This window comes from Streptomyces noursei (assembly GCF_016917755.1).
Classification (GTDB): domain Bacteria; phylum Actinomycetota; class Actinomycetes; order Streptomycetales; family Streptomycetaceae; genus Streptomyces; species Streptomyces yunnanensis.
The window spans coordinates 3950764-3969295 of sequence record NZ_CP070326.1; the positions used below are offsets into that span (position 1 = coordinate 3950764).

The following is an 18532-nucleotide window of genomic DNA, read 5'->3' on the forward strand; positions in this document are numbered from 1 at the left end:
GTTGCTTCCCTGTCGCGGTTGCCCCCTTGGAGCGCCCTGCCCGCTTTCCCTCATGAGGTCATCCCCATGTCCGACGCTTCCGTCATCTGCTCCCAGCTGGCCTTCTCCTGGCCCGACGACACCCCGGTCTTCGCGGGCCTGTCCTTCACCGTCGGCGCCGGCCGTACGGGCCTGGTGGCACCCAACGGCTCCGGCAAGAGCACCCTGCTGAAGCTGATCGCCGGTGAACTGCGCCCCACGGCAGGGTCGTTGAGCGTGCACGGCACGATCGGCTACCTCCCGCAGACCCTCCCCCTGACCGGCGAACCGACGGTGGCCGAGGTCCTGGGCGTCGACGCGGTGATCCGCGCCATCGACGCCGTCGAGTCCGGCGACGTGCGCGAGGAGCACTTCACCACCATCGGCGACGACTGGGACATCGAGGAGCGCACCCGCGCCCAGCTCGACCGGCTCGGCCTCGCCCACCTCGCCCTCGACCGGACCCTGGGCACGCTCAGCGGCGGCCAGGTCGTCAGCCTCGGCCTGGCGGCGCAACTGCTCAAGCGCCCCGACGTGCTGCTGCTGGACGAACCGACCAACAACCTCGACCTGGCGGCCCGCCACAAGCTCTACGACGTGCTCTCGGAGTGGAACGGCACGCTGCTGCTCGTCAGCCACGACCGGGCCCTGCTGGACCGCATGGAGCGCATCGCCGAACTCGACCGCGGCGAACTGCGGCTGTACGGCGGCGACTTCACCCAGTACGAGCAGGCCGTACGGGCCGAGCAGGAGGTCGCGGAGAAGAACGTGCGCAACGCCGAGCAGGAGCTGAAGCGGGAGAAGCGCGAGCTGCAGCAGGCCCGCGAGCGGGCCGACCGCCGCGCGAGCAACGCCGCCCGCAACCTCAAGAACGCCGGCCTGCCGCGCATCTTCGCCGGGAACATGAAGCGCGGCGCCCAGGAGTCCGCCGGCCGGGCGGGCCAGATGCACGCCACCCGCGTCCACGAGGCGCAGGCCCGGCTCGACGAGGCGGGGCGCGCCCTGCGGGACGAGCAGCGGCTCGTCCTGGAGCTGCCCGACACCGACGTCCCCGCCGGACGCACCGTCGTGCTGGGCGAGCGGATGCAGATCCGACGCGGCGGGCGGGAACTGTTCGCGGCGGACGGCGTGGACCTCACGATCCGCGGGCCCGAGCGGATCGCGCTCACCGGCCCCAACGGCGCGGGCAAGACGACCCTGTTGCGGCTGCTCTCCGGCGGCCTCGCCCCGGACGGCGGGAGCATCAAGCGCGCCGACGGGCGGATCGCGGTCCTGTCGCAGCGGCTGGACCTGCTCGACCCGGACCGCACCGTGGCTGAGAACTTCGCGGCGTCCGCCCCGCACCGGCCGGAGGCGGAGCGGATGAACCTGCTCGCGCGCTTCCTGTTCCGCGGCCCCCGGGCACATCTGCCGGTGCGCGTGCTCTCCGGCGGCGAGCGCCTGCGCGCCACGCTTGCCTGCGTCCTGTGCGCCGAACCCGCCCCGCAGCTGCTGCTGTTGGACGAGCCGACGAACAACCTCGACCTGGTCAGCGCCGGCCAGCTGGAGAGCGCCCTGGCGTGCTACCGCGGCGCGTTCGTGGTGGTCAGCCACGACGAGCCGTTCCTCGAACGGATCGGCGTCGACCGGTGGCTGCGGGTCGCCGACGGCGAGCTGACGGAGACCGGGGCACCGCACGCCTGAGCCGCCGCCGTGCCGCCACGCCCGAGGTTTCGCACCCGGTGGGCCCGGAGACGACCACGCCGGACGGATCACCATGCACCCCCTGCCCTGCTCGCCCACGACCTCGTCCGCACCCTCGGCACTCTCGGCACCCTCGGCACCCACAGGGTCCTCGACGGCGTCGGCCTCACCGCCTCGCCCGGCCACCGCATCGGGCTGATCGGCGAGAACGGCGACGGCAAGACGCCGCCGCTGCGGATCCCCGCCGGTGCCAACGCGCCCGAAGCGGGCCGCGAGATCCGGTTGAGCACCGCGGAGGGCGGGCCCGGCGGCCCCGACGGCGCTCCTTGCGAGCACCCGGGTCACCCGTCAAGATGGTGACGTGAACCTGGATCATGTCTTTGTGTGCGGCAACCCGGCGCTGGACTTCGCGGCCACGCTCCGGGCCCGCCGCACGGCGCGGTTCGAGATGTTCGCGACGCCGGACCGCCTGGACGCGTGGTACCTGGAGTCCGGCCTCGTCGACTCCGTCTCGCCCGCCCGGCGGGCCGACGTGGAACGGGCCACGACCGTACGGGAGGCCGTCTACCGGCTGATCACGGCCCGGCGCCGCGGCACGGACTTCGACGACGAGGCGCTGGCCGTGGTCAACGACGCGGCCCACCGGGCCCCCGCGGCGCCCCGGTTGACCCACTCCGGCCGCTGGACGGCGGCGACGCAGCGCGAGGCGCTGTCCGCCGTCGCCCGGCACGCGGTGGAACTGCTGAGCGGCCCGGACGTCCCGCTGCTCAAGGAGTGCGGCAACCCCGAGTGCACCCGCGTCTACCTCGACCGCTCGCGCGGCAGCCGGCGCCAGTGGTGCGGCATGGAGTCCTGCGGCAACAAGATCAAGGCCGCCGCGTACCGCGCCCGCAGGAAGACCGCCGCCACCACGGGGTGACGGCGGTGTCGGCGGTGTCGGCGGTGTCGGCGGTGTCGGCGGTGTCGGCGGTGTCGGCGGTGTCGGCGGTCACGGACACGACAGGCCCTGGCTAGGACACGGTGACCGGCTCTCCCCCTGCCTTCGGCGGGGGTGCCCCCGCCTCGCCGGTGAAGGTCCGCCACAGCTCGGCGTAGCGGCCGTCGCGGGCGAGGAGTTGGGCGTGTGTGCCGTCCTCGATGATCCGGCCGCGGTCGAGCACCACCACCCGGTCGGCGCGGGCGGCCGTGCTGAGGCGGTGGGCGACGATCAAGGTGGTGCGGGCGCCGGAGCCCGCCGTGGAGCGACGGGCGGTGCGCGCGTGAGCTGACGGGTGGGCCGCGCGGCGGCCGGCGAGGCGGTCGGTGGCCTGGTTGACGACGGCCTCGGTGGCCAGGTCCAGGGCAGCGGTGGCCTCGTCGAGCAACAGCACGTCGGGGTCGGTGAGTTCGGCCCGGGCCAGGGCGAGCAGCTGGCGCTGGCCGGCGGAGAGGTTGCGGCCGCGCTCGGCGACCTCGTGGAGGTAGCCGCCGTCGAGGGTGGCGATCATGGCGTGCGCGCCGACGGCCCGGGCGGCGGCCTCCACCTCGGCGTCGGTGGCGTCCGGGCGGCCGTAGGCGATGGCGTCGCGGACCGTGCCGGGGAAGAGGTAGGACTCCTGAGGGACGACGCCGAGCCGGCGGCGGTAGCCGGTCAGGTCCAGCTCGCGCAGGTCGGTGCCGTCGATCCGGACCGCGCCGGAGGTCGGGTCGTAGAAGCGGGCGACGAGCTTGACGAGGGTGGACTTGCCGGCGCCGGTCTCGCCGACGAAGGCGACGGTCTGCCCGGCGGGGATGGTGAGGTCGATGGCGGCCAGGGCCTGCTCGTCGTGGTCGCCGTAGTGGAAGTGCACGTCGTCGAAGGCGAGGTCGCCGCGCAGCGCGGTGACCGGGCGGGGCTGCTCGGCGGCCGGGGTGGACGTGGGCTGGGCGAGGAGTTCGCGGATCCGGCCGAGCGAGACGGTTGCCTGCTGGTAGCCGTCGAAGACCTGGGAGAGCTGCTGGACGGGGGCGAAGAACAGGTCGATGTAGAGGAGGTAGGCGACCAGCGCGCCGACGGTGAGGGTGTGCCCGCCGATCCGGTCGGCGCCGACGATCAGGACCAGGGCGGACGCCACCGACGACAGCAGCTGGACGAACGGGAAGTAGACGGATATCAGGAACTGGCCGCGCACCCGGGCCTGTCGGTAGGCGTCGCTGTGCGCGGCGTACCGCTCGGCGCCGTGCCCCTCGCGGCGGAACGCCTGGACGATCCGCAGTCCGGCGACGCTCTCCTGGAGGTCGCCGTTGACGGTGCTGATCCGCTCGCGGGCCAGCTCGTACGCCCGGACGCTGCGCTTGCGGAAGACGTACGTGGCGAGCACCAGCGGGGGGAGGGTGGCGAAGACGACCAGGGCCAGCTGGACATCGAGGGCGAGCAGGGCGAGCAGGATGCCGAAGAAGGTGAGCACCGAGACGACGGCGGTGACCAGGCCGGTCTGGAGGAACGTGGACAGCGCGTCCACGTCGGTGGTCATCCGGGTCATGATCTTGCCGGTCAGCTCGCGCTCGTAGTAGTCCAGGCCGAGGCGCTGGAGCTGGGCGAAGATCTTCAGGCGGAGGGCGTACAGGACCCGTTCGCCGGTGCGGCCGGTCATGCGGTTGGCGCCGATCTGGGCGCCCCACTGGGCGACGACCACGGCCAGCGCGAGCCCGGCGGCGGTCCAGACGCCGGCCAGGACTCCGCGCCGGACGCCGTCGTCGATGCCCTGCCGGATGAGGACCGGCAGCAGCAGCGAGGCGACCGCGTCCACGGCGACCAGCAGCAGGGCCAGGGCGAGCGGCCGGCCGAAGCCGTGCAGCAGCCGGCGCAGGCCGTAGGAGCGCTCGGCGCGGAGGGCGGCGGCCTCGTCGACGTCCGGGGTGTCGGTGGCCGGCGGCAGCGCGGCGACCTGGGCGAGGAGTTCGGGGGTGGCCGGGCTGCCGGCCACCGCGGCGGCGATGCCGGGGCCGGCGGCGGTGGCGGTGCGGGCGGCGGTACTGGCCGCGCCCTGCTCGGCCTCCTGCTCGCGGCGGACCCACAGCTCGGGGGTGATGCCGCCGGTGGCGGCGGTGGCGAGGGCGGGGTCGACGGGCTCGTCCTGGTCGACGTCGACCAGGGCTTCGCGGCGGTGCGGGACGGCGGCGCCGGGGTGCGGCCGGTCGCCGGCCGGGCCCGGCGTCAGCAGGCCGGTGGTCCCGGACGCGGCGTACTCGCCGCCGAAGTGCCCCGCGCTCTCGGCTCCTTCTCCACTCTCCGCTCGGTTCGAGCGGGGGGACTCCCCTGCGCGGGGGAGATCCCATCCGGCGAGTTCGCCCGCCGGGTCGTGCGGGACGCCGCCCAGCTCCTCCGGGTCGGTCAGCAGCCGGCGGTAGAGGGCGCAGCGCTCGGCCAGCTCCTCCTGGGTGCCGAGGTCCACCAGCCGGCCGCCGTCGAGGACGGCGACCCGGTCGGCGAGCGCCAGGGTGGAGGCGCGGTGCGCGATCAGGAGCGTGGTGCGGCCGGCCATGACGCCGCGCAGCGCCTCGTGGATCTCGTGCTCGACTCGGACGTCGACGGCGGAGGTGGCGTCGTCCAGGACCAGCAGCCGGGGGTCGGTGAGGATGGCACGGGCCAGGGCGACGCGCTGGCGCTGGCCGCCGGAGAGGGTCAGGCCCTGTTCGCCGACCTTGGTGTCGTAGCCCTGGGGCAGCTCGGATATGAAGCGGTCGGCCTGGGCGGCGCGGGCGGCGGCGCGGATCTGCTCGTCGGTGGCCTCGGGGTGGCCGTAGGCGATGTTGTCCCGTATGGAGTCGGAGAACAGGAAGCTGCTCTCGGGGACCAGGCCGATGGCGGCGCGCAGCGATTCCAGGGTGAGGTCGCGGACGTCGTGGCCGCCGACCAGGACGCGGCCGGCGGTGACGTCGTAGAAGCGGGGCAGCAGCAGCGAGACGGTGGACTTGCCGCTGCCGGAGGTGCCGATCAGGGCGACCGTCTCGCCGGCGTCGATGCGCAGCGAGAACGCGTCGAGCACGGGGCGGACCGGCTGGCGGGCGGGCTCCTCGCCCGGGGCGGCCTCGCCGGCCGCATCGTCGCCGGCCGGGGTGTGGTGCGGGCCGTAGCCGAAGGTGACCCGGTCGAAGACGACGGTCGCCGGGGCGTCGGCGGGGAGGGCGTGCGCGTCCGGGTGCTCCTCTATGGTCGGCTCGGTGTCGATGAGCTCGTAGACCCGCTCGACGCCGGCGCGGGCCTGCTGGCCGACGGTGAGCATCATGGCCAGCATCCGGACCGGGCCGACCAGCTGCGCGAGGTAGGTGGAGAAGGCGACGAAGGTGCCGAGGGTGATGTGGCCCTGGGTGGCCATCCAGCCGCCGAGCGCCAGCATCGCGACCTGGCCGAGGGACGGGACGGCCTGGAGGGCGGGGGTGTAGCGGGAGTTCAGGCGGACCGTGCGCAGCCGGGCGGCGAACAGCCGGCGGCCGACCTCGCGGAGCTTGCCGGTCTCCTGCTCCTCCTGCCCGAAGCCCTTGACGACCCGGACGCCGGAGACCGCGCCGTCCACGACGGAGGCGACCTCGGCGGCCTGCCCCTGGGCGTACCAGGTGGCGGGGAAGAGACGGGTGCGGCTGCGCCGGGCGATGAACCACAGGGCCGGGGCGACGGCCAGCACGATGACCGTCAGCAGCGGGGAGAGGACCGCCATCACGGCCAGCGAGATGACGAAGAGGAGGACGCTCCCGATCATCATCGGGAGCATGAACAGCAGGCTCTGGATGAGCTGGAGGTCGCTGGTGGCGCGGCCGACGACCTGGCCGGTGCTCAGCTCGTCCTGCCGTCGCCCGTCGAGCCGGGCTATCGCGTCGAACATGCGGGTGCGCAGGTCGTGCTGGACGTCCAGGGCGAGCCGGCCGCCGTAGAAGCGCCGGAGGTAGGTGAGGGCGTAGACCACGACGGCGGCGACGATCAGGAGGGTGGCCCAGGGGGCGAGGGCCCGCTCGTGCCGGACGATCACGTCGTCGATGATCAGCTTGGGAATCAGCGGGACGAGGGCCAGGACGGCCATCCCGGCGAGCGAGGCGCCGAGTGCCAGCACCACGTCCTTGCGGTACCGCAAACAGTCCCGGGTCAGTCGCCGGGCCCAACCCTGTCGTGCCGTGTCCGTCCCCGCCACCCGATGCCTCCCATGCGTCGTCTGCCGCATGGAACCAACACCGGGGGCGGCCGATTTCATCCCGCCGTAACAAATCGGCGGGACGCATCCGGCCGCCCCCGGTGCGGGACGGGGTCAGGGCGTCGCCCTGGTGACCTCCAGCTCGCTGAGGCCCGGACGGGGGGCGGGCTTGCCGCCGGGGGCCGGCCGGGTGTCGCCGTGGACCACGACGCGGACGTAGCGGGCGGGGCCGCGGCCCGCGCCGCCGGTGCCGGTCCAGTGCCGGCCGTCCCGGGAGACCTGGACGGCGTAGGACGTCGGGCGGGTGGCGGTCCAGTGCGGGGTGATCCGGCCGACGGTGACGGTGCGGCCGAGGTCGACGGTGAGGGTGCCGTCGGCGGCGTCGGGGACCCAGGCGGTGGTGGCGTTGCCGTCCACCGCGGCGCCGGCGTACAGGCCGGGCTCCTCGGAAGTGGCGGTGGCGGTGGCGCACCGGGCGACGTCGGTGGTCGCGGCGAGGTCGGGGCGGCGGGTCTTGAGGACGGCCGGGACGCCGCGGCTGACCAGCTTGTCGCCCTCGGGGGTGGCGAGCGGCAGGGCGGGGCCGGCGGTGAGCCGGACCGTGGTCTGGTGGGCGCCGAGCGCGACGTCGAAGGTGCGGCCCTGCCAGTGCAGGCCGCGCAGGGTGACGCCGGCGGACAGCTGCGGCGGCAGCATCGGGTCCAGGCGGACCCGGTCCTCGGTCATCCGCAGGCCGGTCAGGCCGTGCGTGAAGACCTGGAGGAAGCCGCCCTTGCCGGTGAGGAAGTCCTGGGCGGGGCGGCCGGCGTGCGGGTCGCCGGCGCCGGCCTTCGCGCCGCGGGCCTCGGAGAACTCGGCGAACGGCCCGCGGACGAACGGCCTGATGGCGCGCTGGAGGTAGGTGTACGTGGCGCAGCCGGGTTCGCCCAGGGCGGCGGCGTCGATGGCGTGCACCGAGTCGGTCATCGCCGGGCCGTCGGGGTCGGTGCGGGCCGCGTAGTAGTCGAGGGTGGCGGCGGCCTGCTGCCGGGTCATCGGCCACTGCAGGGGGTACATCAGCAGCACCGTGTCGGCCTGCTTGATGGTCGTCCCCTTGTACCCGGCGTACTGCTCGAAGATCTTGCGGTTGCCGTCGTAGGGGATCCGCAGCTTGTCGGCGACGGTCCGCCAGGCGGCGGGGACCGGTTCGCCCAGGAGGGTGGCGGCGCGGGCGGCGTCGCGCAGGGCGGTGGCGGCGCCGGCGTTGGTGAAGACCGCGTCGTCGACGCCGTTGCTGTACTCGTCCGGGCCGGCCACGTTCTTGATCGAGTAGCTGCCGTCGGCGTTGCGGGTGGCGCGGGAGGCCCAGAAGTCGGCGATGCCCGCAAGGACGGGCCAGCCGCGGGACTTCAGCCAGGCGGTGTCCTTGGTGGCGAGGTAGTACTGCCAGGCGGCCAGCGAGATGTCGCCCATGAGGTGGTTCTGGGTCTTGCAGTGCGGCGGGTCCCAGCTGTGGCACTCGGTCCACAGGTCGCCGCTGCCGCCGCTGGTCCAGGAGTAGAAGAGCCCCTGGTAGCCGAGGCGGCGGGCGTTGGCGCGGGCGGCGTCCCGGGTGCGGTAGCGGTAGTCGACGATCGACCGGGCGAGGTCGGGGTGGGTGGCCAGCAGCCCCGGGTACATCCAGGTCTCGGCGTCCCAGAAGATCTCGCCGGCGTAGTTGTCGCTGGTCAGGCCGGTGGGGCCGATGCTGTTGGTGCTGCCGGGGCGGGTCGCGGCCAGCAGTCCGTACTCCGCGGAGCGGACCCAGGACTGGAGCTCGGGCTGCCCGGCCACCTCGATGTCGCTGCGCCACAGCTGCTGCCAGGCGGCGCGGTGCCGGGCGGACAGCGCGGACCAGCCGCGCTCGGCGGCCCGGCGGGAGGCGGTCTCGGCGGCGGCGCGGGGGCCGCGGGAGGTGAGCGCGGTGTCCACGCCGACGTACTTGGTCAGCTCGTAGGAGTGGCCGCGGCGGACCGGGAAGGTCAGCCGCTGGTGGGCGCTGAGGGACTCGGCGGCGGTGGCGGCGGAGCCGGTGGCCCCGGCGCGCGGCCGGGCGTCCGGTACGCCGGGCCCGGCGCGCAGGGTGGAGGCGACGGCGCCCGCGGTCCCGGTGCCGTCGGTGCGGAAGCCGACGGAGACCGTGCCGGGTCGCTCGGCGCGGGCGCCGGGGGCCGGGCCGTCGGGGCGCAGCCGGCGGGCGCCGCGGCCGTCGAGGGTGTCGGTGACGGTGCTCTCGCCGCTCCAGTGGGGCGTCATCCGCAGGCGGACCGCGGCGGTGTGCGCGTCGGCCCGGTCGGCGAGCACGTCGTAGACCAGGTCGGTGGCCCGGCCGTCGGCGGCGGTCCAGGTCAGCGAGGTGCGGACGAAGCCGCAGCGCAGCGAGAGGGTCTGCCGGTAGTGGCTGATCCGGCCCGGGGCGGTGGCCGAGGAGAACGTCTCGGCGTGCGGGCCGCCGGCGGTGACGTCGAGGGTGGTCCAGGTGGGGAGGGCGGCTATCGCCTGGCGGCCCTGGAGGTCGGCCGGGCCCTTGGCGTAGAGGCCGGAGACGAAGGAGCCGTCGTACTCGGGGGTCTTCAGGGGCCAGCCGGTGGTGCCGCCGGGGGCGGCGTAGCCCATGCCGTTGGGCGGGACCCGTTGGCCGAGGTAGCCGTTGCCGACGTAGGCGTGGTGGCTGTCCTGGGGGTCGATGGCGGTGGCGGTGGGGGCCCAGCCGTCGGCGGTGCAGGAGGGCTGCCGGGCGGCGTCCGGGGCGGGCCGGGCGTCCGCGGCGGTCGCGGTGGCCGGGGCCAGGGCCGCTATCAGCGTGCCGGCGAGCAGTGCGGCGAGCGGTCCGCGCGGGCGGCGGGCGCCGCCGGAGCCGTCGGGAGGGGCGGTGGGTGGGTCGTGGCGTTCCGCGCCGTCGTGCCGCGCGGCCCGCTGCGGCGTCCGCTCCGTGTGGTCCATGGCTGCTCCGTCCCCGCACGGCCGGTACCGCGCTCCCAGGCACGGACCCAGCCTCGGCTCTGTCCAACGTCTGCGCACGCTACGGGCCGAAGATCCCCGCGTCACCGTTAAATGCACGATCCATCGATTTCCGGCCGCGACCATCGACTTCCGGCCCTCCGCGGGCCCCCGATTGGTCAATACGGCCCGCGTGCGGCACACTTTTAGACTGACCAGTCAGATCAAAAGGAGGGCTTGTGGAGACCACCCGCCAGGGGGCGGCCGTCAACGCCCGGGGAATCGGAGTGAAGGGCCCACGTGGGTGGGCCTTCAGAGGCGTCGACATCGCCGCGGAACCGGGGTCGCTGATCGCGGTGGAGGGCCCGTCGGGCTCCGGCCGCACCTGCCTGCTGCTCGCGCTCACCGGACGGATGCGGATCACCGAGGGCCACGCCACGGTCGCCGGCCTCCCGCTGCCCAAGCGGATGGGATCGATCCGCGGCCGTACCGCGATCGCGCACGTGCCCGGCATCGCCGACCTCGAACCGGCCCTCACCGTCGCCGAGCACCTCCAGGAACAGGCCCTGTTGGGCCACCGCGGCACCCCGCTGTGGGGCCGCCGCCGCAAGGAGGCCACCCGGGCCCGGGTCGACGCCGCGCTGGCGGCCGCCGGACTCGACCCGGACACCCTGCCCAAGGGACTGCGGACCTGCGTCCGCGACCTGGAGCGGCTGGAGGCGCTGCGACTGTCGGTGGCGCTCGCGGTGATGCACCAGCCGCACCTGCTGGCCGTCGACGACCTCGACCTCAAGCTGTCGGCCGACGAGCGGGCCGCGGCCTGGCAGATGCTGCGGGACGTGGCACTGACCGGCACCACCGTGGCCGCGGTCGCCTCCGACGCCCCGGCGGACGCGCTGATCGTCTCCACCGCCGCGCCCGCCACCACCCCCCACACCCCCCAGCCCGAAACCCACGAGGAGGAAGCGGCGCATGCGTTCGCCGAAACTGGCCGCGCTTGAGCTCAGGCGCTTCGGCCGGGGGAAGCTCCCCCGGCTGGGCCTCGTCGCCCTGATGCTGATCCCGCTGCTGTACGGAGCGCTCTACCTCTGCTCCTTCTGGGACCCGTACAGCCGGCTGGACAAGATCCCGGTCGCGCTGGTCAACGAGGACCAGGGCGCCACCGCCGACGGCAAGAAGCTCACCGCCGGCGCCGACCTCGCCAGGAACGTCAAGGACAGCAAGACCTTCGACTGGGAGGAGGTCGGCGCCGCCGACGCCGCCAAGGGTCTGGAGAAGGGCGACTACTACCTCTCGCTGACCGTCCCCAAGGACTTCAGCCAGAAGATCGCCTCCAGCGGCGGTGACGACCCGCAGACCGGTGCCCTCCAGGTCCGCACCAACGACGCCAACAACTACATCGTCGGCTCGATCTCCAAGACCGTCTTCTCCGAGATCCGCGCCAAGACCTCGTCGAAGTCCACCCGGGCCTTCCTCGACAAGATCTTCGTGTCCTTCTCCGACCTGCACGACGAGACCGCCAAGGCGGCCGACGGCGCCGGCAAGGTCGACGACGGCCTGGGCACCGCCCGCGAGAAGACCGGCGAACTGGCCGACGGGCTCGGCAAGTTGAACGACGGGGCCGGCAAGCTCGACAAGGGGGCGGGGGACCTCAGCAACGGGCTCGGCAAGCTGGGCAAGGGCGCGGGGGATCTGAGCAACGGAGCAGCGCGGGCCGCCGCCAAGGCCAAGGAGCTCAGCCAGGGCGCCGGCCAGATCGCGGACGGTACCCAGCAGCTTGCCGACAAGGTGCAGGGCATCGCCAAGAAGGACCTTCCCTTCCTGCGGGAGCACGGCAAGGAGATCGGCGAGAAGGCTCAGGTCGTCGCCGACCTCAGCCAGAACCTCGACGACGACCTCGGCAAGCTGCCCGGCAACTCCGCCAAGGCGGCCGCAGAGGCCCGCAAGAACGCCGACAACGCCGCTTCCCTCTACCAGGAGCGCTGCGGCGGGCTGGTCTCCACGGACACCGACTGCGCCAAACTGAAGGGCATCGCGGCGGGTACCGCGGCCGCCGCCGACCTGGCAGAGAAGGTCAACGATGCCATCGCGCACACGGACTTCAGCCAGTGGCAGGCCAAGCTGCGCGAGCTGCACCAGGGCGCCGTGTTGGTCGCCCAGCAGGCACCGGGCATCGCCGACCGGGCGGACACCGCCATCGGCCAGATCAACACGCTCAACGCAGGTGCCCACAAGGTCGCCCAGGGCGCCGGCCAGTTCGCCAACGGCATCGGTGACCTCACCAACGGCGCGGGCGACCTCGCCAACGGCGCCGGCCAGCTCCACAAGGGGGCGGGCGACCTCGCCGAGGGCATGGGCCAGCTCCACAACGGCCTCGGTACCGCCCACGACGGTGCCGAGAAGCTCAGCGGCGGTCTGTACAAGCTCAAGGACGGCGCCAACCAGCTGGCCACCGGGCTGCACAACGGCGTCGCCAAGATCCCCGACTACGACAAGAAGGACCGCGACGCCCGCACCGGAGTGATGGCCGACCCGGTCGCCCTGGCCGCCAAGTCGATGCACAAGGCGCCCAACTACGGCACCGGACTCGCCCCGTACTTCATCCCGCTCTCCCTCTGGGTCGGCGCGATGGTCGCGTTCATGCTGCTCCAGCCGCTCGGCAAGCGGGCGCTGGCCGCGGGTGCGCCCGGCTGGCGGATCGCGCTCGGCTCCTGGCTGCCGGCCTTCGCCATCGGCGTCGTCCAGGTGCTGGCCCTGATGGCCGTGCTGCACTGGGCCCTCGGCCTGGAGATGGAGCGCGCGGGTGCCACCATCGGCTTCCTGATGCTGGCGACCGCCTGCTTCACCGCGGTCATCCAGCTGCTGAGCGCCTTCTTCGGCCCGGCGGGCCGGGTCCTGACGCTGGTCATCCTGATGCTCCAGCTGACCTCGGCGGGCGGCACCTACCCGGTGCAGACCAGCCCGGGCTTCTTCGGCGCCATCCACCCCTACCTGCCGATGAGTTACGTCGTCGACGGACTGCGCCGGCTGATCACCGGCGGCGACCTGGACGTCGTCTGGCAGGGCAGCGTGGTGCTCGCCGCGTTCACGCTGGGCGCGCTGGCCCTCACCGCCCTCGCGGCCCGCAGCCGCCAGGTCGTGCGGATGAAGGACCTGCATCCGGAGCTCAGCCTGTGAGCACCCGCTCCGGCAAGGGGGGCGGCGCCATCTCCGGCGCCGCCCCCCGCCGTACCTCCACCCGCCGCCGGCTCTTCGACGCCGCCGTCACGCTCATCGCCGAACAGGGCTTCTCCGCCACCACGGTCGAGGAGATCGCGGACCGCGCCGGCGTCGCCAAGGGCACCGTCTACTACAACTTCAGCAGCAAGAACGTCCTCTACGAGGAGCTCCTGCGGGACGGCGTCGACCTGCTCGCCGACTCCCTGCGCACCGCCGCCGACGACACCGTCGCCCGCGGCGGCACCCGGGTCGACGCGCTCGACGCGATGATCCGCGCCGGCCTGGACTTCATCGCCGGCTCCCCCGCCCTCACCCAGCTCTACGTCGCCGAGCTCTGGCGCACCAACCGCACCTGGCGCGCCACCCTCACCTCCGTACGGGGCCGCGCCCTGGCGGTCGTCGAGTCGGTGCTGCACGACGCCGTGCGCACCAGGGAGCTCAGCGACGAACTCGACATCCCGCTCACCGCCTCGGCGCTGCTGGGGATGGTGCTGGTCGCCGCGCTGGACTGGCAGTCGTTCCAGCCGCAGCGGTCCGTCGAGGAGGTGCACGCCGCACTGTCCCAGCTGGTGCAGGGACGGGTCGCGACGTGACCTGACGGGGTCGGTCCGCCAGGCGCCCGGGGCCCGCTCCCCCCCCCGGGTCCCCCTGCCCCCTCCACAGGTGAACCGACTACGCTTCCCCGACGTCGGTGAAGTCGACCGGAACGCGCGGCCTCGGCCTGGCCGTGCCGCGGCTATGACGACACGCCAGAACGGCGGGTACGGCCCGGCGACGCGACACGGAAGGGACCTCCATGACGGACTCCGCAGCCGGCACCCCGAACGGGAACGCGAGCGCCGACCCGGGCGGCACCGCGGGCACCCCGCAGGGTGCCGCGGGCGGCCAACCGCCGTTGCCGCCGCCGTACCCGCCGAGCACCGTCCCCGGCCGGCAGCCCGGCGCCGACGCCCCGCCCAAGGTGGTCCCGACCTCCGCCGACCACGCCCTGGAGATCGGCCGCGCCTACTTCCCGCCGGTCGGCTCCCCGGGCGGCCCGGTCTCGCTCCTGGTCCACGAGTTCGACGAGGGGTACCTCGTCCACGCCGGCTGGCCCGCTCCCGAGGACCCCGCCGCACCGCCGGTCAGCCCGGGCGGCACCAACATCGTGATCACCAAGAGCAACGGCGACGTGACCACGGTCCCCAACTTCCCCCCGGAGTCCGCCATCGCGGTCTACCGGCAGTGGTACCGCCCCGGAACGGCCTGACGCACCGGGATCTCGTCCGTCGCCCCTCGTCCCTCGCCGGGCGACGGGGCCGGGGGCCGGGGATCGGGGACCGGAGACCGGCCACGGTCCTCGCCATGACAACCCTGTGACAGTACGCATCTTGATGAAGAACCGACCCACGCGACTAGAATTTGCGTGAGGTCGCACATCATGTGACGAGGGTTGACCGGGGGGAAGAGGCCATGGCCGGCGAGGGATTGCAGGCGGACATCCCGTCACTGAAGTCGGGTGGCAGCAGCTTCACCACCATCGGCGAGCGCTACCAGTCCGCGGTCGACAGGCTCAAGAACGGCCTGACCGGCCTGGAGGGGACCGGCACCCCGCCCTGGGGCGACGACGACATCGGCTCCAAGTTCGGCGTCGTCTACGAGGGCCTGCGCGACGGCATGTACGAGTCGATGGGGCATCTCGCCGCCAAGCTCCAGGAGATCGGCGGCGCGCTCAACACCATGGCCGACAACCACGACGGCAACGAGGACTTCACCAACTCCTTGATGCAGCAGCACGTGGCCAACGCCGAGGCCGAGAGCCAGATGATCAGCAACCTCAAGGGACCCAACATCTAGTCCGCGCCCCCGGCCCGCGGCTCGGCCGCCGTCCGCCCGGCCCGCGCGTCCACGTCCCACACCCCACGTCCAGCGCCCTGCCTGCCGCCTGCCGCTCGCAGCCTTGTTGCCTTGTTGCCTCGCCGCCTAGTCGCCTAGTCGTCCTACGGGGGATTCCCAATGTCGCTCATGCTGCCGGACTGGCTGGAGTGGGTCCTCCAGATGCTCGGGTATGACTGGCCGACGGGCGACGAGGACAAGATGATCGAGTCCGCCGACCAGTGGCGGGCGTTCGCGAACGCGGTGGAACAGCTCCAGTCCGAGGGCGTCACCGCGGCCGGCAATGTCCTGTCGGCGAACACCGGCGACGGCATCGACGGCTTCGGCAAGACCTGGGAGAAGTTCTCCGACGGCGGCAACGGCTACCTCAACGACGCCCGCGAGGCCGCCGAACTGATCGCCTTCGCCATGGACGCCGGATCGGGGGTGATCATCGGGATGAAAGTCGCGGTGATCACCCAATTGGCGATCCTCGCGGCAGAGATCATCGCGGCCCAGGCAGCCGCGCCTTTCACGCTCGGCCTGTCCGAAATCGGGGCCGCGGGCGCGACCCAGGCCACCCGCCTCATCGTCCGCCGCATCCTCAAGGAGGCGCGGGACGCCCTGATCGAAGCGATCATGAACACCGTCAAGCAGCCGGCCATGGACGCGCTGCAGGCGATGATCTCCGACGCCATCGCCCAGGGCGTCAACATGTCGTTCGGCGCCCAGAACGGCTTCGACGTCAACCGCAGCCTCAAGACCGGTGCCGAGACGGCCACCAACTCCCTCAAGAACACCGGCGAGAACTTCGGCACCAACTTCCGCGACGCGCTGGGCGGCAAGGCCGGCCACCACGCCCGCGGCGGGCTGGACCACGCGGCCGGCCACGGTGGCGAGCACGGCGGCAGCGGCGAGCACGGGAGCGGCGGGGAACACGGGAGCGGGGAGCACGGCGGGTCCGGAAGCGGTTCGGAATCGGGCTCCGGTGAGCACGGCGGCTCCGGCTCCGGACGTCACTCCGACGCGGGTGACGGCTCCGGCAGCAGCTCGGACGGCGGTTCCGACTCGGGCTCCAGGCCGGGTGAACACGGCGGCGAGAACGGCTCCGGTTCGAGTTCGGGTTCGGGTTCGGGTTCTGGTTCTGGTTCGGGTTCTGGTTCTGGTTCGGGTTCTGGTTCTGGTTCTGGTTCGGGTTCTGGTTCTGGTTCGAGGTCGGGTGCCGGTTCGGATTCCGGTGGCGCGTCCCACACCCCGCGCCCCGGCGAAAACCCCTCCACCACCCCTGACCATGCCAACGCGCCCACGGATTCCCGCTCCGGTTCCGGGTCCGGCTCCGGGTCCGGCTCCCGTTCCGACTCCGGCCTCGGAGGCGACCACCCCAGGCCGACCGCCCAGCCCCTCCCGGATCCGGCGCACCGCTCCCCCTTCGACGAGGGTTACCAGGGCGGCCACGACGCGAACGGGGCGTCCCACTCCCCCGATTCGGGCGCCACCCCCGACTCCGGCCATACCGCGAACTCCGATCGGCCCGACGGGGTGAGCACCCAGCCGACGGCCGACCACACCCCGGACGCGGCCGGCGCCCAGCCGGCACCCGAGCACCCCGCACCCGCCCCGTCCAACTCCCCGAGCCACGGCGGGACTCCACACGGCGACCAGGGCTCCGGCGGCCCGCAGCCGTCCCACTCCCCCGCGCCGTCCCCGTCACACGACGGCGACTCCGGCAACAGCAACGGCAGCAGCAGCGGCCACGGTGACTCATCCGGTTCTTCTGGTTCCTCCGGTTCCTCCGGCCCGTCGGGCGGCTCGGGCATGAGCGGCCGCCCCTCCATACCGCGCGTCGGCGACGCCCACGACCCGACCATGCGCACCCAGTCCGCCGACACCATGACCGCGCCACCGCCCACCCAGCACAACGCCGCGGACTCCGGAACCAACAGCACCGCCTCCCCCAACTCCCCTCACTCCGGTGTGACTTCACCACAGGGATCCCAGGGCGCAACCCAGGGCCCACCGCAGGGCGCCGGCCCGGCGGCGGGCATGCCCGCCGCCATGCCCTCCCACGGCGGCGGCACACCCGCGGCCGGTTCGGGCGCCCCCAGCGCCGCACCCTCCCGCCCGACCGTCGACGGTGGCGGCGGCGCGCCGAGCAACCGCCGCCCGGACGGGTCCCAGGCGATCCGCGACGTCACCCAGCAGCGCACCCCGGACCGCCCGGCCTACAACCCGCGCCTGGACGGGCCCCGGCCCAACGCCACCGCGCCCGGCCCCAACCGCCGCCCGGACGGCACCCAGGCCGTCCACGACGCCACCCAACACCGCGCCCCGGAACGCCCGCCGTACAACCCGCGCCTGGACGGCCCCCGCCCCAACACCGACCATCCGGACGCCCGGCACCCGAGCGTCAACCGCCCGGACAACCCGCGGCCCACCGACACCCACCGCCCGCAGGACCAGCGGCCGGAGGCCGGCCACGGCCCGAACCAGCGGCCGACGGACCCCACCCACCCACGCCCGGACGCCAACCAACCGCACCCCGACGCCGCCCACCCACGCCCGGAGGGCAACCCGCCCCACGCGGGCACGGACCGTCCGCACGCCCCCCGCCCGGAGGGCAACCCGCCCCGCCCGGAAGGCAACCGGCCGCGCCCGGAGAGCACCCACGCGGACGCCCCGCGCCCGGACACCCACCGCCCGGCCCCCCACTCTCCCGAGCACCAGCAGAACCCCGGGCACCCGCAGAACCCCAACCCCCAGCACCCACAACAGCACCACCAGCAGCAGCAGGCCGCACCTCACCAGCAGCCGCACCCCCAACAGCAGCCGCACCCCCAGCAACAACACCAGCCACAGCACCAACAGCCACCGCAGCACCAGGCCCCGCAGCAACACCCCCACCAGAACCAACCGCAGCACCACCACAACCAGCAGCAGCCGCAGGACCACCACCAGCAGCCCCAGCACCCGCAACAGCACCACCAGGACCAGGCCGCACCTCACCAGCAGCCGAGCATCCACGACGTCCGGGCCAGCCTCAACCACCACCCGGGCGGCCTGTATTCACCGTTCCCGCACGACCAGCAGGCGCTGGAACACCACTTCCCGCGGAACCCGGACGGCACCCCGCAGGTCCACGCCGACCCGTTCCAGCCGTGGGCCAAGTACCAGAACGACGGCGGCCCGACCGTGCCCGGCCGCTCCAACAACTGTGCCGACTGCACCCGCTCCTTCATGGAGTCCTGGTACGGCAACCCACAGGTCTCCGCGCCCCGTACGTACGACACCGACGCACACGGAAACCTGGACCGCGCCAGCGGTGAACGGGACGGCACCCACAACATCCAGAACTGGGCGGGCACCAACTTCCGCAACTCGGGCCAGAACGCCCACGACAGCTACCACAACATCGCCCACGAGCTTCAGCAGGCGGGCCACGGCGCGGCCTCGGCCGTCCTGGTGACATGGCCGAAGAACCCGGACGGCTCGGGCGGCGGCGCCCACGTCTTCAACGCGGTCAACCACAACGGCAAGGTCGTCTGGGTCGACAGCCAGACGGGCCAGATCAGCCACCAGCCCATCCACACCCATGCCGCCGGCGTCTGGCACCTCACCCTCGACGGCGACCGCAAGCCCTTCGACCCCACCGCCACCCA

General features: G+C 73.5%; 9 protein-coding genes and 2 pseudogenes. 9 read left to right on the plus strand and 2 right to left on the minus strand.

The features are described 5' to 3' along the window. Nucleotides 1–66: 66 nt before the first annotated feature. The 3 genes and pseudogenes from abc-f to JNO44_RS17380 all read left to right on the plus strand — a co-directional run bounded on the left by abc-f (nucleotide 67) and on the right by JNO44_RS17380 (nucleotide 2620). Nucleotides 67–1701 carry a ribosomal protection-like ABC-F family protein gene (gene abc-f, locus JNO44_RS17370; protein WP_205365129.1) on the plus strand — a complete coding sequence of 545 codons (1635 nt, stop codon included), beginning with the start codon at nucleotides 67–69 and terminating at the stop codon, nucleotides 1699–1701. 87 nt (nucleotides 1702–1788) lie between these two features. Then, a pseudogene (locus JNO44_RS17375) lies at nucleotides 1789–1983 on the plus strand (ABC transporter ATP-binding protein); the annotation flags it as partial. A 79-nt stretch (nucleotides 1984–2062) separates the two neighbouring features. Next, nucleotides 2063–2620, plus strand: coding sequence for a CGNR zinc finger domain-containing protein (locus JNO44_RS17380; RefSeq protein ID WP_205365130.1), 558 nt, complete (start codon nucleotides 2063–2065; stop codon nucleotides 2618–2620). Between the two features lie 91 nt (nucleotides 2621–2711). Here JNO44_RS17380 and JNO44_RS17385 read toward each other — a convergent pair whose 3' ends face one another. Both JNO44_RS17385 and JNO44_RS17390 read right to left on the minus strand, forming a co-directional pair. Further along, a complete protein-coding gene (locus tag JNO44_RS17385; RefSeq protein WP_205365131.1) occupies nucleotides 2712–6875 on the minus strand; it encodes an ABC transporter ATP-binding protein in 4164 nt (1387 codons plus the stop codon). Between the two features lie 84 nt (nucleotides 6876–6959). Then, complete coding sequence (locus tag JNO44_RS17390) at nucleotides 6960–9806, minus strand: discoidin domain-containing protein (protein ID WP_205365132.1); 2847 nt, start codon at nucleotides 9804–9806, stop codon at nucleotides 6960–6962. A 236-nt stretch (nucleotides 9807–10042) separates the two neighbouring features. On the opposite strand from JNO44_RS17390, the gene JNO44_RS17395 reads away from it, so the two are divergent. The 6 genes and pseudogenes from JNO44_RS17395 to JNO44_RS45475 all read left to right on the plus strand — a co-directional run. Continuing rightward, nucleotides 10043–10804, plus strand: a complete 762-nt coding sequence (locus tag JNO44_RS17395) for an ATP-binding cassette domain-containing protein (protein WP_205365133.1) — start codon at nucleotides 10043–10045, stop codon at nucleotides 10802–10804. Next, nucleotides 10776–12980, plus strand: coding sequence for a YhgE/Pip domain-containing protein (locus JNO44_RS17400; protein WP_205365134.1), 2205 nt, complete (start codon nucleotides 10776–10778; stop codon nucleotides 12978–12980). The genes JNO44_RS17395 and JNO44_RS17400 overlap by 29 nt, the downstream gene beginning before the upstream one ends. Further along, nucleotides 12977–13615, plus strand: coding sequence for a TetR/AcrR family transcriptional regulator (locus JNO44_RS17405; protein ID WP_205365135.1), 639 nt, complete (start codon nucleotides 12977–12979; stop codon nucleotides 13613–13615). Before JNO44_RS17400 ends, JNO44_RS17405 begins: the two co-directional genes overlap by 4 nt. Before the next feature lie 203 nt (nucleotides 13616–13818). Then, entirely contained in the window at nucleotides 13819–14271 is a 453-nt protein-coding gene (locus JNO44_RS43500) for a hypothetical protein (RefSeq protein WP_240167573.1), read from the plus strand. 203 nt (nucleotides 14272–14474) lie between these two features. After that, nucleotides 14475–14858: a WXG100 family type VII secretion target gene (locus JNO44_RS17415; protein WP_205365137.1), complete on the plus strand. Its 384-nt coding sequence runs from the start codon at nucleotides 14475–14477 to the stop codon at nucleotides 14856–14858. A 168-nt stretch (nucleotides 14859–15026) separates the two neighbouring features. After that, nucleotides 15027–18425, plus strand: a pseudogene (locus tag JNO44_RS45475) (toxin glutamine deamidase domain-containing protein); the annotation flags it as partial. Between the last annotated feature and the right edge of the window lie 107 nt (nucleotides 18426–18532).